Origin of the sequence: Microvirga sp. (assembly GCF_014699075.1) — a bacterium.
Lineage (GTDB): Bacteria > Pseudomonadota > Alphaproteobacteria > Rhizobiales > Beijerinckiaceae > Microvirga.
The window spans coordinates 1-22,167 of record NZ_JACXAB010000064.1; the positions used below are offsets into that span (position 1 = coordinate 1).

The window sequence follows — 22,167 nt, forward strand, 5'->3', positions numbered from 1 at the left end:
TCCATGCGTCAACGCTGGCGCCACAACCAACCCTGAATTACCATCACACTCGGATCACCCACATGGGGCAGGCCACACATGATCCGCAAAGGACAAATGAGGTGCGCCAAGAATTCGCACTTCTCCCTCGCAGAGGAGTTCGAGCAGCTGGCTGCATAAGCGCCCACAGATCGCTCTGGCATCTCATAATCCACCGCCTAAAATTGCGACAGAGCCCTCTTCGTCACGCCTTGGTCAAGAATTGCTCCGCGCCATGCAAGCATTTGTTAATGTCTCGGGCGCAGCCTCTTCATGTGCCAGCACGGCACGGTTGTTGTTTCCTCTGAAGCCGGCCGTGAAAGGCGGCCTCCCTTGAGCGTCAAATGTAACTGGCGCCATTCTTTGGCGGCCGCTCTGTCAATGAAGACGGCCCGCTTTGGCCGAGTTGGGCCCTACCGTCGGCTACAACTAGAGCGACGATTTTACAGATGAGCATCGACTGCCCATCACAGGACGACGCATCCCTATGTTAGTAGAGAGGAATAGTCATGATTATCCGCATTTTCACTGCTACTAGCCTCCTTCTTGCTGCACCTGTTGCCATTGCCGCGCCTACGAAGGCGAAGCCGGTTTCGGCTGTGGTTATCACAAACTCCCGCGAAGTGCAGGCGACGGAGGTCGCTATTGGGGCAAATGGGCAAACAGTTCGGCTGGCAAAGCCACTTGCCCCGAAAGCACAAGCCACTCTGAGGTTGCCGAAGATGGCGGGCTGCATGGTGGTTGTAGCGGCGGTCTTTGAGGATGAGGCAACGTCAGAACACTCTGAGCTAAATGTGTGCAAGGATAGGACTATCCGCTTCACAGATTGATTTCCGCTACTCCCGGACAGGAACGGCGTAGAGGTAATACATTTTTCCAAGACGCGGTGAGCGCGGACTCAGCTGCGGTGCCAAGGCACTAAGGTTCGCTGCGCTCTCCGGTCATTCAGCCCTTAGATAACGACCTGAAGGGACCCATGTCCCTGTAACCCACATTCGGCCCAGAGATTAGGTATCATTGTGCACCTAGGTGAGAGACCGACATCCGGTCAGTTGCCGCAACAATGCCTCCGACCGATGTTCTAATCTGGCTACCGGGTTATCTGAGGAAGATACTCCATGGGCGGTTTCCTCCCGCACCTGACGTCGGCTGATTGGGCAATTGTCATTGCTGTCATCCTTGTGCCGCTTCTTATGGTTTTTGGTGTCTATGCGATCCGCACCGAGATCCGGGATGCCCTGCACATTGAGGCCAAGTCGGTCAGACTCAAGACCAGCAAAGCGGAGCGCCAAGAATGGCGTAAGCAGGCAAGGTCTTCGGAGACGCTCAGTCTCCTGGACGACGTCGAAACGCTCCTGCGCCTCGTCCATGCTGACGAGGTGTTCGCTCGACAGGAGCACAAGGAGGCCGTTCGCCTCGCCTGGATGAGCTATCGAGTTCCAGTTCGCGTGGCTCTGTTTGGCGGCCTCTTGCTCGGCGGCATCATCTCCACGGTTTCTATGATAATTGCTCAAGGCCCATCTAATCCAATGCCGTAAGGTTTGGCGCGTCCGTATGGGTGCTGACAGTGCTATATAACTTCCCGCTTTTGAGACGGCAGGCCCGGATCTTGCCTCTAGCGTGTTGGGGCTTGCGAGAGCCGCCCTAGGTGCAGCCTCATTGATGGTGCTGAGGCATAGACGTAATGGCAGAAGTCTTTGGGAGTTATAGTATGGCATACATGACGCCACAAGAGCGCGCTGAGAGCCTCCGAGACGCGATCCATCTGTATATTGATTTAGTTGAAGGCCATGAGGCTGGGCCGACTTGGAGGTTAACAGATAGGGGTTTTGCCAGGATTGCGTCCGTCATTCGTGAGGCTGAAAACGACGCATTGGAGCGAGCCGCAGAGTTGTGCGAGGCGGTGCACCTGGGGAGCCGGACGCGGTACAGTATTCTTCTTGGACCAGATTATCTGGTGACGCGAAGTCTCCTATCACGGGAGCTTGCTGCTACCATCCGGGCGTTGAAGCATACGTCTTCAGATTTCTAGCAACTGGAAACAGGCCAGGAACGTTGACAGTTTAGAGTCCCATCTCGGCTGAGGAGCCATTGACACCGAACAGCTTGGCCACTGGCCGGGTTGGCGACGTTCTTCCCCGTATTGGGAGGGTGGAGCCATGGTTCGGATCCTCTTATTGACTGTCGCATGTGCCTTGGCTTTTTCCGCAGGAGCGGAGGGGGCCCCATCCCGCAAACGTAGCTCATCTGTTCAAGAGCAAACACCGCAGTCTCGGGCTGCGCAAGAACAGGATGAGTTCCGGTCATGTGACGTGGCCGTCCGGGAGTTCGTCCAAGGGCGGAGGGAGGCTGCAGCACTTCCTGTCAAAGAAGTCAGAGTTGATGGATTGCGGATGACCTTGAACTTCGTTCACCCGTATGGGGAGAGCGGGGACACTCCTCCAAATCTAGCCTTCACACGGGGTGAATCGATTGAGGAGCGCCGTAAGGCATTGAACGAGGCGAAGCAGAAAGCCCGAATGCTGACAGAGGCGGCCAAAACGGGGAGCGTCTGGTATGTGATTGTCCTCAAGAAGGAGGGCAGTCCAGCTGATGACCGCCGTAGTCCAGCCAGCATACAGGAAGGCGAGGGCCAACCCTCTGCCGATGCTGTGGTCATGGCCAGCATTGAGGGCCGTTGCATTACTGTCTCGCAATACGAAGCTATCCCGCTCAACAACGTGAGTAGCGAGTTGCGGCAGTTGTTAGGTCAGCGGGACCAGGAGGCATCGCCGCCCGGATCCTCCTCGCAACCGCCTCCATCCTGATGCACACTGTGCTATATTCTGTGGGCGGCCGACCGCCGACCTGCCGCTGGCTACCCTGCTTGAGCTGCTCTCGGTGCGTGGAGGTGGCAAGTGATAGTCTAGACTGCACTTCCGATCCTGATGCTTTCTGGCCTTGCCTGTGGTCCCTTCCACGACAGCGTACCGGCTGCGGTTGAACCTCTCGCCCAACTAGCGGCCGTTCTCAGCCTCTTCGTTCTAGTCTGGGCCGTAGAGGCAGGAGGGCGCAACAAGGACAGTAGCAGGTGGCGCCGCAATCGCGTACCTGACCATTGGCTGACATTAGCCTCACGGTGGTGTTCTCAACCGAAATTGAGGATAACCCAAGCGCAGATCCCGAGCGCAGGCAGCAGACTCATCCATTCGAGAGCAGGCGCCGACCGGTTGTTGTCGGGGGAGTCAATTGTGGTTTTCGGTGAATTCAAGTTGTAGTTCACAGCATCCTCCCATGAGGCGCAAAGCAATTAGGCCTTCATGCGATGGTCAATTATGCGTTGAATTGGGAATTTTTCCGTGTGCCCCGACACATCACGCGCGAGGGGCAGCATGTTGGTCAGATACTCGCTAGCAGAAGGGCTGCTCCAATGAAGGAACTGAGGGAGGCAATAAAGAGGAGCGCCGCACACTGAAGAGATGGGCCCGTGTTGGTGATTTCGCTAGGATTTAAAGCAATGCCTCGTATGGCTTCAGGGCCTCGAATGGCGTTCATAAGCCTCTCCCGCATCAGGGTTGACGATGTATGGTCAGCAAACGCAGGCAGCTTCCGGTCTATTCCTTCACGAAGTTTATAGGAATGTGTCGAGAGCACCGGTTGAGGCTCTGAAATCATCCAGCTATGGCAGCGGTGCAACTGATGATGCGGCTTTAGCCAAGAGATTCCGATTCAGAAGTTAGCGGTCGCGTTTCAACGCTAGGCCGAAGTTCAAAGCGTCTTTTCTAGGTTCAACCCTGACAACTAGAGCTGCCTTCGTGCGTTGTTTTTGAGCGCTTTCACGCGCGGAGGGACACGCCTATGGATGTCTCGGTTAGACTAGAAGACAGGTCCAAGCACACTTGGGCGGTTTACGTCAATGACGCCTGTGTTGCACAGGGCTTGCCGCGAGCTGAGGCAAACCGAATCCGTGGGCAGATTCAGAGAGGGGAGCTTAGGCCCCGTCTCGGGAAGTGACGCTCCCGCCGCTCCAACGGCTAGTCGTGCCATAATCAGCCATCCAAGGTCACCACAGGCTTGCTTGCAGGGGAGGAACCTCTCTCGACAGCTCTGCTTATCTGATTAGATGTTCGCTTTATGTTCTATTCAGGTGTAGCACGAGGATGGGCAAAACCAAGCTGACAGTGGAGCCGGTGCTAGAGGCGCGGTTGCGCTATGCGTCTGGCGAGCGGGAGTACAGCAAGCTGCCCCGTGAGTTCGGCGTCAGCAGAGACGCCGTTGGCAGCGCGGCCGAGGGGCTGACCTTCAAGTACCTGCCCATGCCACCTGAGAGGCGCCGATGAGGCTCCCTCGCAATCCGCGCCGCGCCTATGATGCGGACGGCAACGAGATCCCGCCGGTCACTGTCGGGCAGAGCCTTGCCGAAGGGTACAGGACCGTCATGGCCTACTGCGAAGCCCACAACTGCGGTCATGGTGCTGAGGTGCCGCTGAAGGGGTGGCCTGCTGACCTGCCGGTGCCCGACATGGCCTTGAGTCTGCGATGCTCACAGTGTGGGAGCCGTCGCGTCAAAATGATGGTCAATGTAAAGGAGCTCTACGCGAGGGCTCACGATGCAGGTAGCAGTGGCAGGTAAGTCTTTCTGCGACTGGCTCTCTTAGAGATATGTTTACTTTTAGAGCGCAGCCTCGTCCTGTGCCTTGTTGGCACGGTCGTTCTCCCTGGATGGTCGCTATCGCGGCCCACCTAGAGCGCCAGCAGAATGGGCGCTCTTTCTTTGCGGGATCAACAGTCGTTGGCCCGCTACTCAATAGCAGTTTGTGACCGTTCGGAAGCTCATGCGCGTTGACGTGAAGTTAGCCTGAAACATAGTCATCTAAGCACCGACTGGCGCTCAACAGAGGCGGGCTGCCTATAAAGCTTACCGACTACTATGCTGCAGCCTGTGCTTTAGCTTTCTGCCTTTCGACTTGCTGCGTTCCGGCTTGCTGCGCTTCAAACAAAATGATGGCTTCGCTAGCGAGCCTGCGGAACTCTTCCTTGAGAATTTCCGGCTCGTGCGCCCAAGAGGCTCCTTCACCCTCGGCGTCATAGAACGCTTGAGCGATGTTCTCTATAGCCTGTGATACGCCTGTAAACGTAAGCCCATGCTTCAATCCATCAGACCAGGCCAGCCTCGCACGCACTGACAAATTTCTCGTGGGGATCTCGAAATCGACTTCGAGCGGCATCTGAATGGGATGCTTCAAAACGACTTGTGCTCCAGCATCCGAGAGGTCTCTCACAGCGCACTCATGAACAGAGAGGGGGCTGCTGAGCCTGATCTGGCCCTTGAGAAGGGTCCGCAGACGTTTTACCGAACGACGCTCACTCATCACAGCACCCTTAAGGTTAGCCCGAACTCATCATGCCCAATGTGAATTCGGCCCATTTTTTGGAAGTGCGGCACTAAACACCAGATTGAGCTGAGCTTCTATTGGGCCGGAAGTTCTATGTCGAACGTCCTAGCAGTCACCTAAAATAGAAACTTCAGTGCTTCTTTCCAACGAACGGCCTGTCACTGTTGAGGAAAGCTTTGGAAGGCACCAACCATAATCGAAGCGGCGCTATAAAAACCCAGTGTGCTGTGGTTGCGGCCCGGCGGTTCGATAGCCAAGCCGGGAGCAAAGGTGGGGAAGGTTTGTGCTGTGTTGAACTTTTAGCGACAGTATCAGATGCTTAACTTTAGCGGAGGGAGCGGGATAGAAACTTCGGTAAGGTTGTTAACTGTATGTCATGCTAAGTAATTGATATAGTTAACACAGATCAGCCATAAAATTCTCTGCTCATAGGCAGAGAATGGTTCGTAGCCGACTGGCTGCAGGTGGGCGTGATTACCAGCCTCGCCCTCGGCCTGCCCGAACCCGATCTCAAAAGCGCATTCTCGATTTAGAGCATCGGACCAGAAGTCAGATCCGATGAGTTCTGCCTCCCAGCGTTCCTAGAGTCATCTCGAAGCCGCTGGTGGTTGCGTCGACTTAAGGGTCCGATGCTCTAGAGGTCTGTGCTGCAGCGCCAAAAGAAAAGGGTCGCGCCCGGCCTATTGACGGTGTTCGCGACCCGTCTGCCCCCGCATTTGCCCCTACGGTAAGTGCGTAAAACTATTGTCGTTTTTAGAAATCGACTCTCAAAAATGTGCCGTGCTTCAATGCGCTGGAAGATGAACTAGTCAGCCCTTTCTCGCAATAAGCGAAAACCGAAAGCTTGGCCGCAGTTAGACTACGCAGCGCCCTTAAGAGAAAGTCAGAACATTACATCAGCTTCCGAGAGCGAAGCTTGGATGACCCATGTAGAAGTTAGTCTTTAGCCGAATACGCAGCGCGAATATCGTTGTGCGACGGCTTTTACATTGTTTTCGCTGCACTCCTTTGCTACCGCACCGCACGCATTACCTAATGTCAAAGAATTCAGTCTTCCGTGGGGCATATATTCAAAAATGGCGACCAGCACCTTCAACGGCAGCGTTCCCGCCTGGGACGAAGTAGTCCGGCTTGCTGCCCTGCAAGATCTTGAGGTTCTCGACACGCCGCCGGAAACAGCGTTCGACGACATTGTTCAAATCGCTGCTCAGGTTTGCCAAACCGCTTCCGCATCAGTAGGTTTTGTGACTGGCGATCGGCACTGGTTCAAAGCCAAGATCGGCTTTGAGGAAGACGAAATTCCGTCCGATGTTTCGATCGGCTCCTATGCCATGCGCCAGGAGGGCCTGGTAGTCATCAGTGATCTTCGAGAGCATCCGGAACTCCGCACCAACCCGTTCGTGACGGGGAAGCCAGGCCTGCGCTTTTATGCTGGCATCGCCTTGAGGACAGAACGCGGGATCGCTCTGGGCGCTCTGTCCGTTCTGGATTGTTCGGCTCGCCCGGAAGGACTGACCGCGGCACAGGAGCGGACGCTGGTGGCGCTAGCTCGCTCCATCACCCGCGAGATGAAGCTCAGGCAGGCCGAGCGCGAACTCGCCCAAAAGACCGAGATGCTGAACCGGCTGCATGCCAGTTCCGACGATTGCATCAAGGTGCTCGATCTCGAAGGGCGCCTGCGCTTTATGAACGAGGGCGGTTGCCGCGCCCTGGAGGTGAGGGACTTCGCACAAATCGAGGGCTGCAACTGGCTCGATTTTTGGACGGGTGAGACAGCCGATGATGCCCGCAGGGCCGTGCTGCGGGCTAAGCTCGGCGATACCGGGCACTTCCGCGGCTACTGCCCGACGCTGGCTGGCACGCCCAAGTGGTGGGACGTGGTGGTCACGCCGATCATGGGCAGCGACGGCAAGCCGGATGCGCTGCTGTCCATCTCCCGCGACATCACGGGCGTTCAGCATGCCGAGGAGAGCCTGCGCGAAAGCGAGGAGCGGCTGCGCCTTGCGATGGAGACCACAGGTTTGGGCATCTGGGACCTGAACATGGTCACCGGCGAGCGCAAGTGGACGGCAGAAGCCCAGGAGCTGTTCGGCTTTGCGCCAGATACGCTCATCACCCAAGACCTGATCCTTGAGTGCATCCATCCTGACGATCGCGAGAGCGTTGCCCAGGACCTCTACAGCACCGATCGTGCCGAGAGCCTGACCTTCACGAATGTGTTCCGCATCACGCGTGCGGACAACGGGGAGGAGCGCTGGATCAGTTCGGTCGGGCACACGCTGGTCGACAAGGACGGACGACCCACCCGCAGGCTCGGCATTGCCCAGGATGTCACCCACCATATTGTGGCCGAGGAAGTCCTGCGGGCGAGCCAGGACGGCCTGCTGCGCCAGACCGCTCACCTGCAGTCGATCCTGGCCACCGTACCGGACGCGATGGTGGTGTCAGACGAGACGGGAATCATCAGATCCTTCAGCGCCACCGCGGTGACGATGTTCGGCTACCAGCCCGAGGAGATCATTGGCACCAGCGTCAAGTACCTCATGCCGCTGCCCTATCGAGACAACCACGACGGCCTCATGCATCGCTACCGGCAGACCGGCGAGCGCCGGATCACGGAAAGCGGCCGCGTGGCGGTGGCCCAGCGTAAAGACGGATCGACCTTCCCGATGGAGGTGCATCTGGGCGAGATGGAGTCAGGGGGCGAGCGCTTCTTCACCGCCTTCATCCGTGACCTGACGGATCGGCAGTATACGGAAAAGCGCATGCAGGAGTTGCAGACAGAGCTTGCTTACATGTCGCGTTTGACTGCCATGGGCGAGATGGGCTCGACCCTGGCGCATGAGGTCAACCAGCCGCTGACCGCCATCACCGGTTACCTCAAGGGCTGCGGCATGATCTTGGATCGTATGGAGGGTGAGCACGTGCCGATGCTGCGCCATGGGATCGAGGGAGCGACAGAGGAAGCTCACCGGGCCGGCGAGGTGATCCGGCAGCTGCGCGCGTTCGTGGCGCGGGGCGAGACCGATCAGGAGATCGAGGATCTGCGCAAGTTGATCGAAGAGGCGAGCGCTCTCGCGTTGGCTGGCGCCAAGGATAAGGGCATCAAGGTTGACTTCGATCTTCCTCATGAGAGCCCCAAGGTTCTCGTGAGCCGAGTTCAGATCCAGCAGGTTCTGCTGAACCTGGTGCGCAATGCCATGGAGGCGATGCAGGAGGTTGAACAGCGGGACCTGACAATCAGGGCTGAACTGGCCGAGGCTGCGACGATGGTATGCATGAGCGTCAAGGACACGGGGACCGGAATCGCGCCAACCATACTCGAGAAGCTGTTCACCCCGTTCACGACCACCAAGAGGACCGGAATGGGCGTAGGCCTGTCGATCTGCCGGACCATCATCGAGGCCCACGGCGGCAAGATCTGGGCGGAGTCGACACCAGGGGCGGGGACAACCTTCTGCTTCACCTTGAAGGTAGTCGAAGACGAGGAACTCGCAGACGCACATCAGGCGAGCTGAGTGGCATTGTGGGGCGGCTAATTCCCTGAAAGGGTCACAAACCTGAGTAGATTCCTAGGTACGACCTTGCCCTGTTTCAACTCGCACTGACACAGCATCCCGAGGCCGCAACGCCGATCGGCTGTGCGATCCCTTGTGCTCGCTGCGAGCAACCGTTCAAGCTGACCCGGTCGGTCGGCGTCACCTCTCTCCAAAAAAAGTAGGCCGCTGGAAACCAGCGGCCCGAGTTCAAGAGGAAACGTGTCCAGAGGACTATCCGAGGGGGCGCCCCCGGACCGGAAGGACACCCCGAACACAGGGTCTCTGGCTTGTAGGAAGCTTGCTTCTGTCCCCTTCGACGGATGCTTAAGCGGCCACAGCGCAGTTGCGCCCCTGAGCTTTTGCTTTGTAGAGGGCTGCGTCAGCCCGATCGAGCATGTCCTGCACGGACTCGCCTGGCCTCATCGCATTGGCGATCCCAATGCTGCAGCCAATACGAACAGCCTTGCCTGATATCAGGACAGGCTCGTTCACGGCCTTTATCAAACGCTCAGAGATATCCTGAAGGCTGGGAGTTTCTTTGCCACGGCCTTCATCGACAATGATGACAAACTCGTCTCCGCCGATGCGGGCGACCAGATCGTTGCTGCGCAAACACGAGAGCATCCGAGCGCTGACCTGGCGCAGAACGATGTCCCCGGCGTGATGACCCAGTGTGTCATTCACCGGCTTGAAGTTATCGAGGTCGAGGCTGAGGAGGGCAAAATCAGGCACAGGAGAGCGCGAGAGCACTTCCTCCATATGCTGATCGAACAGGCGCCGGTTGGGCAGCCCGGTAAGCGTATCGTGACAGGCTGCATCCTCCATCCTCGTCAGAGCATCCTGGGTCTTGGTGAGAGAGCCGACCAATGCCCGGAGAGATGTGGAGAGGTCAGCAACCTCCGCTGCTCCTCCAAGCTGAGGGATCTCTACGCCGGGCTCACCCCGCCGTAGGCGCACGGCTGCGTCAGCGATGGCGTGCAGGGGCCGGGTGATCAAACTGGCGGCAAACCAGGCAAGAGCGCTGAAAAGGGCTGCGAAGCCGACACCCCAGAGCAAGATCTCGCGGCTGGCGTCGTCGGCATTCTCGAACGCAGCGGCGATGGGCTGACGGGCGAGGATCGTCCATCCCAAGCCGGCATAGTCTGGCTGCCCCGCGCCGCGGGCAAAGCCGGTCAGGTACTTCTGACCGTCCGGCCAGGTCTCAACGGCCCAGCCGCTGCCGTCTGCCTGGGCGAGTTTCAAGCTGTTGATCGGCAGAAATTGGCCGATGCTGTTTGTGGGGCCAAGGAGGACGGTGCCGTCAGAGCTGACGATGTAGCTCTCCAGCCCAAGCCTCTCCTGAGCGGGCCGCAGCAGTCTTTCCTGGACCTCTTTGGCCCAACTCCAGGAGAAATGGGTCGCCAAAACGCCGAGGGTCTTCCCGCCGTCATCCCGAATAGGAGTGGCAACGTCCACGAACTTCATCGGCTCGCCGGTCGAATTGGGCAGGAGCTTTGCCAGGAGCACGGCTTCATGAACGTCGCCGATGAAATGGCCTTTGATGCCTTCCTTGAAGACGGGCCGAGCGCTGACGTTAGCGCCGATCAATATTCGGCCGCTGGACGCTGTGACAATGCCATCCGTGCTGACGGTACCGACCCATGCCAAGCTGGGATCTTTGATCTTAAGCTCATCAACGATCTTCTGAGCTTCGACCGGATCGCGAACAGCGCTGAGTTTGGACACAACACTGACCTGCCGCGAGCGCGAGGCCATATCAGCATCGAGCTTATCGGCCATCTGAAAAGCTGTTTCGGACAAGGCTCGGCCGATCTCGCGCTCAAAGTGCTGTTGGGACCGTGCCCCTACGACTAGGCTCATGGTGCTGGCCATGGCAATAACGAGGGTAGCGCCAGAGACGGCAACAATGGTTCGTAAATTCGATCGCTTCAACATAACATCGCCCCGCCCCAGGGCTTCTGTTGGCCCAACTGGCTTCTACTCTCAAATCACTGAACAATAGCTTGTTTTAACTAGACTGTAAGCATCGGCAACCTCAAGCAATTGGCTCCCGCACGGTTAAGCGGAAATGGCTACAACGGAACAAATCAACAACTAAGTTTGATGCCCTGCTTGAAAAACACGAATCATGGACTCTATTCTGTTTGTGGTCGCCGTAATTCGGTTGACCTCTCCCAGCCGCCGTGCGGGGCTTCTGGGTCGTGTCATCACCTCTTCGTCGTTCAAAAGTCAGTCTGAGCCGATGTGAGTGCATCGGGGCAGGAGTTCAGGAGTCTCTCTTTTGGCCACGCTGAAGCAATTCGAAGAAGCCCTGCGCGCCCAAGGCATGAACATGGCCTTGGCGATTCTGGAAAAGATCCGCAAGGAGGAGAAGAAGACGCGGTCAATCACACCAGCCCGTAGGGTAGCCGGGCGGAAGATGACGCCGGAGCTTGCACGCAAAATCCTTGAGCTACATACCACGACCGATATGACCCAGCAGGAGATCGCATTCCAGCTTGGGATCAACCAGGGTCGCGTGAATGAAGTGGTCAAGCGTGGGAAGTGGCTGACTGAGGATCCGCAGTCTGAGGAAGCCCAAGCCCGTGACAAGGCGAAGGCGCGGATGCAGCGCATGCAGTCTGAGGATACACCGATCCCGCGCAAACCGCCTGTTGCGGCGGGTGTTGAGGAAGCGCCAAAGAAGCCGAAGCCAAAGCCGCGCAACACCGCACAGCTCTCGATTGAGGACTTTCTATAAGCCTTAAAGGGCGGAATGGAATCTTGTATCAGCGGGAGCCCGCCCCGCTGGTGACAATCAGATCGAGCCGCTCCAAATCGGAATGGTGCATCAGCAGAACGCCATTCTTGTGCGCGAGCTGGTGAGCCGATTTGGTGAAAACTGAATTGGTGACCACCACCGCGTACGGCGCATCCTGAAAGGCGGCGGCCGCATAGGCTTCCTGAACGGCCTTGTTGCCGACAGTACCATTGTAGAACTTGCACTGGATGACCACCCGTCTGCCATCCTTCTCTGCGATGATGTCTGCACCCTGATCGCCTGAACCCGGGGTGAGGGCAGCTTGCCATCCTGCTTCCTGCAGAACGTCCCGGCAGTAGAGCTCGAATTCCCTGCCGGTCATCGTGTTATCAACTTCGTCCGCCGCCCCGGCAGGCTGGTGCCAGTCGATGATCCGGTTGATCCTAGTCCTTAGACGGGCCGCGGATCGTCTAGGATCCTTAGCGAAGAAATGATCGACCTTCCTGCGCTGAAACTCTGGCAGGAGCGTCTTCTTGATGAAGGTGTTGAGGTGCTTGTCCCACGCCTCCTCGGAGATGTTTCCATACTCGTCTGGTGAGAGCATATGGGCGCGTTTCGTCGCCAGAGTCCGAATGTGCTTGATCGCGGCTCGGTCGGTCAGATCATAGATCAGCAGAAGCGAGTGAACCTTCGTCAGGCGCAAGAACAGGAGCAGCGCGAGCCCGGCCCAGGCAGCAATGGGATGCAGATAAAGTCCCATGCCGAACAGGAGCAGCAACACGGCGCTGAATGCCTTATGCCTCCAGAGGTAACGAAACATTCCCTTCACCGTGCCGCATAACGGCTATCACCACGATTACCAGCCCTTGTCGATAGCTGAGCACGGTTACCGACGGCTTCGCATCGAGCTAAATTGCAGGGAACTCACAGGATTATTTCAATTGCTACTGTTTGGTAATCCGCGTGCGATCGAGGATCTGGCCAGCGAACTCGCGCAACTCCTCTGCAGTGCTTGTCTCGTCCCTCTGAATGACGAAGAGCCCGGTATGGAGCAGGATCATCAATTGCTGGGCTTGCTGTGCTTCGCCGTCGGCTGCGGGCATGAGTTCAGCCATCGTGGCTCGCATGATAGCGGCATCGCGGTCCAGGATTTCCACAAGACGGGTGGTCACTGCGTCTCCTTCCATCGGCCGGTCTGAGAGCCCGACCGAACCAAATAGTTCTCCTCACCGGATTGTTAGCAAGTGGGGACCGCTGGGTCCAATCACGCGGGCTTGATGCCCAGGCCAATGCAGTAGCCGTAATACGCATGTTCCCCTGCCTTATGGTAGATTTCTGCGATATTCATCTTTTTGCGACGGTCAGGGGCAAAGCGAGAGCCGGTGCGTTGGAGGCGGAGATAGGCGATGGGGGCAGGCGTCGAGTTTGACGGTCTGCTGAAGGCGAGGGAATTCCTCGGTGGACATTTGCTCAGAGTAGCCGTCTCGGCCCATAAACTTCACGAACACTTTGCGGTGCTCTTTGATGAACGGCTCGTCGCTGAGAAAAGCGGGCGACGATGTCTCTGTCATGAGGAATCTCCATTGAGGCAGGCACAACAAAAAATCCGCCCCGAAATGGGGCGGCTCTTTGCAAAAGCGGAGCAATCCGCAAATGTGAGAGGTCTCAGACCTGCTGCAGGTTGGTCGCGGACTCTTTTCCCGAGCGACGATCCTGCTCAAGTTCGTAGGAGATCTTCTGCCCGTCCTGCAGGCTGCGAAGACCCGCGCGCTCAACAGCGCTGATGTGCACGAACACGTCCTTGCCGCCATTGTCCGGCTGGATGAATCCGTATCCTTTGGTTTCGTTGAACCACTTTACTGTGCCAGTCGCCATTCTCGTCCCTAGTCCCTAGTCGCTTCCTCTAGCGGAACGTCGTGTGCCGCCCTCCGGTGACAGGTCCGTCACGCGAAGGAGGCTAGTTGGGCAGTGGAACCATGGCAATAAAGTGGCGGAAAGATTTCTAGTAGCCGGAGATCGCCATCAGAGTTGCCTCCGGGCGGTCTAGACCTATCTCGACGATTTGGGTGTGAGCCGGCTAAGGGCCATGTCGTCATCAGTATGTCACCGATCTCTGGAAGACGAGCACCCCTGACAAGTAGACGAAACTACTGGAGGAAACATGAAAGCTCTGTTCCTAGCCACTGTCCTCGCTCTCTCGCCGGCGATGGTTTGCGCTGCCGACGTGAAGCCCCTTCCTCAAGCCCACGCCCACAACGACTATGAGCATCAGCGGCCGCTGCTCGATGCCCTCGACCATGGCTTTACCGGTGTCGAGGCCGACATCTGGCTCCTGAACGGCAAGCTGCTGGTGGCCCATGAAGAGGCTCATATCAAGCCGGAGAGAACCTTAGAGGCGCTATACCTGGATCCATTGAAGAAGCGCGTTGCCGAGAATGGCGGTAGGATCTACCGGGAGAGCGAGGGGTTTACGCTCCTCATTGATATCAAGACTGAGGGGGAGCCGACCTACAAGGCTTTGGCCGAGGTGCTTTCAAATTATGCGGATATCCTGACAGTTGTTCGGGAAGGTAAGGTTCAGCTAGGTGCTGTTACGGCAGTGGTGTCTGGGAACCGACCGAAAGACTATATGCTTTCAGAGAAGGTTCGCTTTGCCGGGTATGATGGCCGTATGCCTGATCTGGCCTCTGATATGCCAGCATCCTTTATGCCGCTCTTGAGCGACAACTGGACTAAGCTCTTCACCTGGAAAGGCGATGGTCAGATACCCTTCGCCGAGAGAGCTAAATTGCAGGACATCGTCAAGACGGCCCATGGGAAGGGCTGGACCGTTCGGTTCTGGGCGACCCCAGATCAACCAGGGCCACAGCGTGATGCAATCTGGAAGGAATTGAAGGCAGCGGGAGTGGACAAGATCAATACGGATGATCTTGCAGGTTTGCAGAGTTTTCTGAGCAAATGACCTGAAGAGCGACTGAGATGCGCGATGTGAGCTTGCATCTCAGTTCGTTCAGGCTGTGAGTTGATCTGGGCGCGGGTAGGGTGGGCGCGATTCACAGATATCACCTTGGATAAATGACTGGATCAGTCTTTGAGGGTGCCGGCAGCCGAGAGGATGGCTTTGGCCTCATCGATAAAGATGAAGTCGATCTTCTGCTCGTCGGTCATCAGCCCCCAGGCCTCTCGAAGCAGATCCTGCAGGTCGCCGACTTCATGGTCGCCCTTTGACTCTTCCCTATGGACGAAGGCCGCATGGGTATAGGTATCCACATCTCTGACATCGGAGAGTGTGAAGGGGCGCTCGGTATGATCTTTAGCAGTCGTGATCTGCTCAAAGGAGGTTTTGGTCGGCAGACCATCGCCATCGTCGAACACGTTGACGATCTTTCCCTCAATGGCGATGGTGAAGGCGACCCCCTGCCGATCCCCAAGGCGCTTGATGCGATCAATGAAAACGAGAGCGCCGACTGGGAACGTGAGTTCGTCGTTGTCGACATCAAGACCGCTCGTTTCGACAAGCACCTGAACGACATCGCCGGCCTTGAAGCCGAAGGCCTCCTGAAGCTCCGCGTTCATGTCAGGCTTCCTCGAGGGGTAACTGTCACCGACCAACTTTCGAGCGTTGCATGGTCATAGTCATAAGGAGTCATGGCACCCTCGGCAGCGAAATGGGATATCACGTTGCGCACGCTCATCCGGACATGATGCCCATCGACGGTGCCGTCCCCGAACGAAAGGTCGACGGAAAGGCGCAGAGTTCGCCCTACTGACTTCGGCTCAACCTGGATATACGCGGTCGGCTGATGCTCGTTTTCTGCATCGGCAATGTTCTGGAGGAAACGGGCGCATTCGGCGTTGAGCCCGCTGCCGTTGATAAAGCGGCGGAGGAGCCCGAGGGTGACATCCGGGGTCCAAGCTTGGTTCTCGACCACAATGTCGACTGCATTCATGGCGTCGTCTCATTCTTTAGGGTTTGAAGGGGTGGAATATGCCAGCAGCAGAAAGGGCTGCCACCGAGAAGTGACAGCCCAACTCGGGTCTTAACCCATGGGTTACCATGCTGGACGTTTGTCAGGTCTCGATGTGAACGGATGCCACAATCGGCCATTAACCACACCGATGCGTTCAGTGAGGTTGCGTACATGGCCCAGATCCAATCGCTTTTGAACCGCCCAGCCGCAGTAGAGAAAGCCGCCCCGAAGTCCCTCCGCCAGCGGGTTCTGGTCGTTGAGGACGAGTTGATTATCGGCGAAATCGCCGCCGAGGCGCTGACGAACGCAGGCTTCGAGGTCTTCATCGCCTCCAGTGCAGAGGAGGCTGAGGTCATCCTGGCGGGGGTGTCCATTGACGTTCTGTTTACGGATGTCGATCTCGGCGGTCGGGATGGCTTCGATCTGGCCCAATCGGCTCTTTTCCTTCAGCCTCTCCTGTCGGTCGTTTTTACGTCCGGGCGGTCGCGGACATGCCACGGAATGTGTTCGTCCTTGGGAGTGCCATTCCTTCCGAAGCCTTACCGGCTACCGGAGCTCGTTGAGATGATTGAGAAGGTTCTTGATCGAGAACCTACTCAGTAGCCGTCCAAGGGCGCGGGGGTATTCTCTCCCGGCCGCCGCGGTCTGAACTAGGAATGGTCGTCCTCTTCGATCGTCTCGGCTAAGATCATCACAGCAAGAGCAGAGCGGTTTTCCACCAGTCAGCCGGTCCCGGAGGAACTGATTGACTCGCAATGCGCGGATCAGAGTTAAAAAGATCCTCACCCAAATGCCGTCGCCGAGAATCACATTCCCCTAGCTCCTTGGTAGGGTATTTCAAAATTTACAGCATCGTTGCCTGCCATTTCCCAAATGTTGGGCTTCGTGCAAGCGTTCTCAAATCATAAAATTGGCTTCTACGAAGTGAGGACCGCGTCAGAGAGACGTTGTTGGGGGGCGTCCAAAGCCATAGGTTCTCGGAGGTGACCCTCAGCCAGCGGTCCGTTTTGGCAAATGTCCGAGGGACTGATATCCCACCTCGGGTCGCTCAGAATGTTAAGTGAGTGGTTGTGGTGAGGGAAAACAGGTGACCCGGCAGTCCTTTTCGGAAGATGAGTTCGCGGAGAACATGACGCTCCAGAACGTTAGCGCCAATATTGAGACCATCAAGCGGATGAAGGGGTGGTCGGTCATGGAGATGTCGAAGCATATCGGCATCAGTGACCGGCATCTCGACAGCCTGCTGAAGATGAATTCGAACGTCACCGTCCTGGTGCTTGAGAAGATCGCCGACGCCCGTCATGTGTGTGAAGGCGGCATTGACATAGAGAATGCGAGGGCCCGGCTGGTCCAGATCAGAGGAGGTGATGACAACCGCTTCGTCGACAGCTTCGATGACTGCTCTGAATGCCGTCAGATCGAGCGGAGGCAGCTCGCCGGGCGGGTTGTCCTTGGTGTCAGCGTCAGGGGGCTCCAAAGCTGAATAGCGTCCGCCCTGTGACGGGCTTGTTCTGTCTTGTCAGGGTTCTGCCAAGCTTTGCCCGAGGAGATGCATCCCAGACCTTTGTAGCTTAGCCGGACTGGCAAACGCCGTCGAGCCTGGATAGTTCCCGCATGAAGAGGCGCTGTTCAAACTGAGAGCGGTCCGTAGTTAGCGAGCTTCTTGCGGCCTCCCATCGCCGCAACTGAGAAACGAACTGGCGCAAACTGGTGAGGGATCGCGGTCAAGCCCGGCGTGGTGCTGCTCCCCCGAGGCTAAGACGCAACGCCCGCTCATGTGTCGAGGATAACCTGTCGCGATCAGGGCATTCTCAGGCTTGCTCCCTCGGGCGGCAGAGCAACCGGTTGGGCTCGAGGCGACGCCACAGGTGCCAGTTCCGCAGGTGGCGCGCACAGGACGGCCATGTGAATCAGGCCATATCCATAGGTCGGATCCCATCCGGGCTTGCCGAGATCGCGGGTGTGTTGCTCCAAGTGAGCCTGAACCGCCTTGGGGTCCAGCTGCGGGTTGGAGGCAAGCAGCAGACCTGCGGCCGCGGATACAAAGGGAACCGCGTAGGACGTTCCCGTCCTCATGGTGCCGCTGCCCTGGGCCGAGGCCGTCCAGACATTCACCCCAGGTCCTGCAAGGTCGATGTAGGGGCCCTGTGTGGCACGGCGATAGACGGTCAGGTCCTGATCCACCGCCGTGACCGCAATGACACCGGGAAAGGCGGCCGGATACGCCGGCTCGGCGCCGGCCCCGTTGTTGCCCGCAGCGGCAATGACCACAATGCCCTCGGCTTGGGCTGCCTCAATGGCTTTCTGGAGCACCGCGTTGGCCGGGCCTGACAGGCTCAGGTTGATCACCCGCACGCCGCGCTCGGCCAAGGCTTCAATGGCTGACACAAGCGACATCACGTCCGTCCGGTCGGCGGTGCCGCCGTCGCGGTAGAAGGCATCCACAGCAACGAGCTTCGCCTCCGGCAGCAGGCCCGGCGTTGAGCTCCCCGAACGCCCTACCAGGAGAGCGGCAATCGCGGTGCCATGCTCCGGCAGGGAGGGGTCGGCATGGGGCGCAGGACGGGCCAGAACCTCGATAGCTTGACCCTTGAGCGCATCGTGGTCGAGGTTGATGCCGGTGTCGATCACACCGATGAGCGGTGTCGGGCCGCATTGGGTGGCGCGGGCTGCCGACCAGCTCACCAGAGCAGTGGCCCGGCACTCGGCGCCGGTGCACGTCCCCAGGTGTTCATCGAGATAGTAGAAGTGGTCAAAATCGGTCGTGGCAACCGCATCGACCAACTGGATGGCTTGCCGGGCCTGGAGCGGGGAGGTGCCTTGGGGCGCGCGCAGTCGGACGATCTGTGCGGTCATGCGGCCTGCGGTCTGGGTCTCGATCTGAAAACCTTGCGCGGTGAGGCGGGCGAGAGCGTCGCGCGACAGGCCTGAGGCCACTATGGAGTCTGCGGCCTGCCGCGGCTTGGGGCGGGGGTCGACATCGTCGACCACGATAGAGGCGCCGGATTGCACCACCGCCGTCGGACTTGTGGTCGGTGTTATTGCTGGCGCTGGAGAGGCCGCCTGGCCTTGGCTTGACGCCTGTGGGTTCGAGGCGGGATTTGTGCCTTGGCCCATTGAGGATGAAGAGGGACTCGCAGGCCTCGCAGGGGCTTGGCTTGCTGTTTGCGGGTTAGATGTTGGGACGGTGCTCTGACGCGTCGCTGGCGGGCTGGTAGGAGCTACTGCTGGAACGGCCTTGGTCGCTGGTGACACCTGTGCTGTCGTTGGGGCCGGAGGGGGGAGCGGCGCTTGGACTGGTGTCGCCCGATTGGCAGGGATCGTGCCCTTGCCCTTCGGGGTTGGGGTGCTGCCTGCCACAGCCTTGGCGCTGGCCCGTTGGCTGTTGCTGGCCTTGCTGGCTTTCGCGGAGTTCCCGGTGCGGCTGCCAGCGGTCGCCTTGCCGCTGGCCTTCGCGGCGGCGGTGGCGCCCTGCACTCCGGCCTTTCCCTTCTTACCGGCTGGACTGGCCCAGTCGTTGACTACGCTGCTGCTGTCGTTGCTCCTCTTGCCACTGTTCGCACCAGCGTTAGAGCTCTTGCCTCCAACCCCACGGCTGCTGCCTCCGGCTTTGGAGCCGCTCTGACCGGGGCCGAGGCCGCCTGCGACTCCCCCGCCAGGACTGCTGCCGTTGCCGCGACCGCTGTTGTTGCCAACGCTGCCTCCGAGCCCTCCCGCGGCCCCGATGCCACCTCCGACGCTGCCACCGCCACCTGAGCTGTTGCCGCGGCTGCCTCCGTTGCCGACACCACTGCTGCCGCTGTTGCCAACGCTGCCTCCGAGGCCGCCACTCCCACTATTGCCAAGACCACCACCAACGCTGCCGCCGGAGCTATTGCCATGGCCAGTCCCGCCGCCTAGCGCTCCGCCACCGAGGCCTCCAACGCCCCCGCTGTTGCCAAGGCCGCCTCCGCCGCCGAGGCCGCCATCATTCGAATTTCCTTTGCCCCCGCCATTGCCGTTGCTGCCGCCGGGGCCGGCACCGCCTCCGGCTGCACCACTGCCGGCACTAGACCCGCCCGTAGATCCGCCACCGCCGGGACTGCCATCGCTGCCTTTGCCGCCGTTTCCTTTGCTGCCACCGTCACTGCCTTTGTCGCCACCGTTGCCGTTTCCTCCACCGTTACCATTGCCGTTCCCGCCACCGTTGCCGTTCCCGCCGCCATTCCCATTGCCATCACCACCCTTGGCAAGCGCAGACCCGTTGAGGATGGGAAGGCTGAACCCATGGCCGAGATCCAGTTGAACGCAGAGGGGCAGGGTAGCGGCCGTGCCTGCAATCGTAACGAGGATATGTTGCCACCAGCGTGCCATGATCATCTCTCGTGACCGGCGCTTGGGCGCCTGCTAACTGCGCCACAGCCATGCGTTAGCGCACCGACGAATTCACAGGTGCGTCAAACAAAGTACTGACCACACCGCATGTACCGTATTCGAGATGAACGAATGCCATCAAATCACTTATTGTGTCGAACCCTAAGCTTGGCAATAAACGGACAATACGCGAAGCGGAAGGGACAGATGCCTCTGCAGGGCATCGGTCGCTGCAACCCATCAAGACAACGGGATGATGATCAGGCGGTCGGACAGTGAGTTCGTGAACCAAGGGCAGTTGGCAAGCCCGGGTCACGTCCCGATTGAATGTTGAGTTGTTCTCGTGTCAGTGGAGGATTTGTGCCAGCGGTGCTGCTGATGAAGCCGCTGTAGCCAAGGAGTTCCGATTGGGTACCAACCACCCCTGCCTCCATGCCCCCGTATGTGAGGGCCATGTTTGGGCAGATGGAGGGGCCACGTAGACCCAAGCCGAACCGCGCACCTCGCTCTCTGTTCAGGCGTCGAACGGCCTCAAAAGGATCATCCTCCTGAATTGCCGATGGGGATGCATGGCGAAGCCACAATGCAGGTCAGTAATGAGGAGCTGATCGCGTGGTGCAACCTAGGCGCAACATAGTCTGTAAGCATGGCGCCTCAAAGGGACAGATCAAACTAGAACCAAGACACGAAGATCAGCGCAGGCGCGTCTGACCGGCGCAACTATAGGGAAAAGCCATGCTTCGATTATCACTCATGTCCATCATCACAATTGCATTGCTGGCAACTCAGCCAGCCTTTGCCAAGGGCGGCGGTGAAGGGGGGAACGGTGGCGGCAATGCCGGTGGCGGTGGTCAGGGCAATGACAACGGTGGCGGCAAAGGGGGCGGGGGCTCCAGTAACGGTAATAGCGGTGGTGGTCAGGGAAACGGGAACAGCGGGGGTAACGGCAACGGAAACAGCGGCGGTGGTGGAAGTGGCGGGCGAGGTGGCGGACAGGGCAATGGAAGTAGTGAAGGCGGGAGAGGCAGCGGAAATAACAGCGACGGTGAGAGGGGTGGTGGAAATAGCGGCGGCACCAGCGGCGGTCAGGGCAATGGAAATGGCGGGGGTAAAAGCGGTGGGGGCGCCGGAGGCGGCGGCAGTAGTCAGGGTGCTGGGACCAGTGGCAGTGCCAACCCAGGCAATGGAGGCAGCAGCGCAAATGCCGGAGGAGGTGGCAGGGGCAATGGGGGAGCCGGTGGTGGCGTCGGCCAAGGGGTTGGGAACGGCAGCAGTGCTGGCAGCGCCGGAGGTGGCGGCAAGAGCGGTGGCAGCGCTGGAGCTGGTAGTAATCCGAGCGCCGGGAACAGTGGCAGTGCCAGCCAGGGCAATGCAAGCGGAGGCAGTACTGGTACCAGAGGCGCTGGGAGCGCTGTAGGCACAAGCAGTCAGACCAGCAACAACAGCAGCGGAAAACCGGAAGGAGCGTCGGCTCCAGCCTCCATATCCGCAGCACCAGATACGCCAAGCACAACGAGTTCCCGCGCAGCGCCAGTCGGAGTAAGTTCACAGCCGACGCCAACTGCGGCAAGTACACGAGCAACGCGAGCTGTCGCAGCTTCAACAACTGTGACGCCAACATCGCCATCTCTTAGTGTCAGCCGAAGCAGTACCGCATTGGCCTTGCCGTCCTCCCTCGTGCCACGCCTTGAAACATCAGGCTCAGAAACTGCAAGCTTTGTGGAGCCACTTGTCCGGCGGGCCGGTGTTTCAAGCCGGATTGTCCAGGCCTGCCGTACCTCCATTGTGACGGCAGCGCTTCCGTATGGGGCTGTGCAGGTGGATGCAGCCAGTGTCGGGCAGGCGAGCCGCACACCAGACGGAGGGCTCACGGCCCCCATTGCGGTGAGAGTTGTTTACGCCCGGGCGAGTTCACGCCAAGTCCGCCAATCTCATGTGGCATGCCGGCTCAACGCTGCCGGCACAGTTGTGGCTCTCCTCTGATGAGGTGTCCGCCGGGCAGGCACAGGCTCTGTCTCGCGGTGAATCTTCCGAACTATAGAGGCAGAGTGTAAGTCTACCCACGGTAGTTGGTCTGCCCCCTTCGAAGTGATCCTCCCTGAAGTATGGCTTATGAGCCGAAGGAGGATTGAAGCTGGGCAGGAAGAGGCACACGGCGGAAGCGATCGTTT

The 22,167-nt window shown here is 58.7% G+C and carries 20 protein-coding genes; 9 read left to right on the forward strand and 11 right to left on the reverse strand.

The genetic code is table 11. The annotated features are described in order from the left end of the window. The first annotated feature begins 1,136 nt into the window (after positions 1-1,136). From IC232_RS28870 to IC232_RS28880, 3 genes are all read left to right on the forward strand, one after another. The gene (locus tag IC232_RS28870) at positions 1,137-1,556 is read left to right on the forward strand and encodes a hypothetical protein (protein ID WP_190848395.1); all 420 of its coding nucleotides are present in this window, start codon (positions 1,137-1,139) and stop codon (positions 1,554-1,556) included. A gap of 2,601 nt (positions 1,557-4,157) precedes the next feature. Then, a complete protein-coding gene (locus tag IC232_RS28875; RefSeq protein ID WP_190848396.1) occupies positions 4,158-4,337 on the forward strand; it encodes a hypothetical protein in 180 nt (59 codons plus the stop codon). Beyond that, entirely contained in the window at positions 4,334-4,630 is a 297-nt protein-coding gene (locus IC232_RS28880) for a hypothetical protein (RefSeq protein ID WP_190848397.1), read from the forward strand. The genes IC232_RS28875 and IC232_RS28880 overlap by 4 nt, the downstream gene beginning before the upstream one ends. A gap of 295 nt (positions 4,631-4,925) precedes the next feature. Here IC232_RS28880 and IC232_RS28885 read toward each other — a convergent pair whose 3' ends face one another. Beyond that, positions 4,926-5,369: a PilZ domain-containing protein gene (locus IC232_RS28885; protein WP_190848398.1), complete on the reverse strand. Its 444-nt coding sequence runs from the start codon at positions 5,367-5,369 to the stop codon at positions 4,926-4,928. 1,100 nt (positions 5,370-6,469) lie between these two features. On the opposite strand from IC232_RS28885, the gene IC232_RS28890 reads away from it, so the two are divergent. Next, complete coding sequence (locus IC232_RS28890) at positions 6,470-8,911, forward strand: PAS domain S-box protein (RefSeq protein ID WP_246812473.1); 2,442 nt, start codon at positions 6,470-6,472, stop codon at positions 8,909-8,911. A 345-nt stretch (positions 8,912-9,256) separates the two neighbouring features. Here IC232_RS28890 and IC232_RS28895 read toward each other — a convergent pair whose 3' ends face one another. Further along, entirely contained in the window at positions 9,257-10,867 is a 1,611-nt protein-coding gene (locus IC232_RS28895) for a GGDEF domain-containing protein (protein WP_312895247.1), read from the reverse strand. Positions 10,868-11,213: 346 nt separating this feature from the next. On the opposite strand from IC232_RS28895, the gene IC232_RS28900 reads away from it, so the two are divergent. Further along, complete coding sequence (locus tag IC232_RS28900; RefSeq protein ID WP_190848400.1) at positions 11,214-11,672, forward strand: sigma factor-like helix-turn-helix DNA-binding protein; 459 nt, start codon at positions 11,214-11,216, stop codon at positions 11,670-11,672. A gap of 28 nt (positions 11,673-11,700) precedes the next feature. Here IC232_RS28900 and IC232_RS28905 read toward each other — a convergent pair whose 3' ends face one another. From IC232_RS28905 to IC232_RS28920, 4 genes are all read right to left on the reverse strand, one after another. After that, positions 11,701-12,492: a restriction endonuclease gene (locus IC232_RS28905; protein WP_190848401.1), complete on the reverse strand. Its 792-nt coding sequence runs from the start codon at positions 12,490-12,492 to the stop codon at positions 11,701-11,703. Between the two features lie 124 nt (positions 12,493-12,616). Then, entirely contained in the window at positions 12,617-12,844 is a 228-nt protein-coding gene (locus IC232_RS28910; RefSeq protein ID WP_190848402.1) for a hypothetical protein, read from the reverse strand. Positions 12,845-13,033: 189 nt separating this feature from the next. Continuing rightward, positions 13,034-13,243 carry a hypothetical protein gene (locus IC232_RS28915; protein WP_190848403.1) on the reverse strand — a complete coding sequence of 70 codons (210 nt, stop codon included), beginning with the start codon at positions 13,241-13,243 and terminating at the stop codon, positions 13,034-13,036. Between the two features lie 94 nt (positions 13,244-13,337). Next, the gene (locus IC232_RS28920; RefSeq protein WP_190848404.1) at positions 13,338-13,547 is read right to left on the reverse strand and encodes a cold-shock protein; all 210 of its coding nucleotides are present in this window, start codon (positions 13,545-13,547) and stop codon (positions 13,338-13,340) included. A gap of 286 nt (positions 13,548-13,833) precedes the next feature. Here IC232_RS28920 and IC232_RS28925 point away from each other — a divergent pair, with 286 nt between their 5' ends. Continuing rightward, positions 13,834-14,634 (forward strand): phosphatidylinositol-specific phospholipase C/glycerophosphodiester phosphodiesterase family protein, encoded by an 801-nt coding sequence (locus IC232_RS28925; RefSeq protein WP_190848405.1) that lies wholly within the window; start codon positions 13,834-13,836, stop codon positions 14,632-14,634. 122 nt (positions 14,635-14,756) lie between these two features. Here the strand turns inward: IC232_RS28925 and IC232_RS28930 are convergent, their stop codons facing one another. Further along, positions 14,757-15,248, reverse strand: coding sequence for a hypothetical protein (locus IC232_RS28930; protein ID WP_190848406.1), 492 nt, complete (start codon positions 15,246-15,248; stop codon positions 14,757-14,759). Next, positions 15,245-15,622 (reverse strand): hypothetical protein, encoded by a 378-nt coding sequence (locus tag IC232_RS28935; protein ID WP_190848407.1) that lies wholly within the window; start codon positions 15,620-15,622, stop codon positions 15,245-15,247. Before IC232_RS28935 ends, IC232_RS28930 begins: the two co-directional genes overlap by 4 nt. Before the next feature lie 192 nt (positions 15,623-15,814). Here IC232_RS28935 and IC232_RS28940 point away from each other — a divergent pair, with 192 nt between their 5' ends. Continuing rightward, positions 15,815-16,246, forward strand: coding sequence for a response regulator (locus tag IC232_RS28940; protein ID WP_190848408.1), 432 nt, complete (start codon positions 15,815-15,817; stop codon positions 16,244-16,246). A gap of 445 nt (positions 16,247-16,691) precedes the next feature. Here IC232_RS28940 and IC232_RS33490 read toward each other — a convergent pair whose 3' ends face one another. Both IC232_RS33490 and IC232_RS28950 read right to left on the reverse strand, forming a co-directional pair. Continuing rightward, positions 16,692-17,120: a PAS domain-containing protein gene (locus IC232_RS33490; protein ID WP_409564985.1), complete on the reverse strand. Its 429-nt coding sequence runs from the start codon at positions 17,118-17,120 to the stop codon at positions 16,692-16,694. Positions 17,121-17,443: 323 nt separating this feature from the next. Further along, on the reverse strand, positions 17,444-18,634 hold the full coding sequence (locus tag IC232_RS28950; RefSeq protein WP_190848409.1) for a S8 family serine peptidase: 1,191 nt from the start codon (positions 18,632-18,634) through the stop codon (positions 17,444-17,446). Between the two features lie 300 nt (positions 18,635-18,934). On the opposite strand from IC232_RS28950, the gene IC232_RS28955 reads away from it, so the two are divergent. Next, on the forward strand, positions 18,935-19,399 hold the full coding sequence (locus IC232_RS28955) for a hypothetical protein (RefSeq protein WP_190848410.1): 465 nt from the start codon (positions 18,935-18,937) through the stop codon (positions 19,397-19,399). 140 nt (positions 19,400-19,539) lie between these two features. Here IC232_RS28955 and IC232_RS28960 read toward each other — a convergent pair whose 3' ends face one another. Further along, positions 19,540-19,911: a hypothetical protein gene (locus IC232_RS28960; RefSeq protein ID WP_190848411.1), complete on the reverse strand. Its 372-nt coding sequence runs from the start codon at positions 19,909-19,911 to the stop codon at positions 19,540-19,542. 911 nt (positions 19,912-20,822) lie between these two features. On the opposite strand from IC232_RS28960, the gene IC232_RS28965 reads away from it, so the two are divergent. Beyond that, positions 20,823-21,413, forward strand: a complete 591-nt coding sequence (locus IC232_RS28965) for a hypothetical protein (protein ID WP_190848412.1) — start codon at positions 20,823-20,825, stop codon at positions 21,411-21,413. Positions 21,414-22,167: the final 754 nt, after the last annotated feature.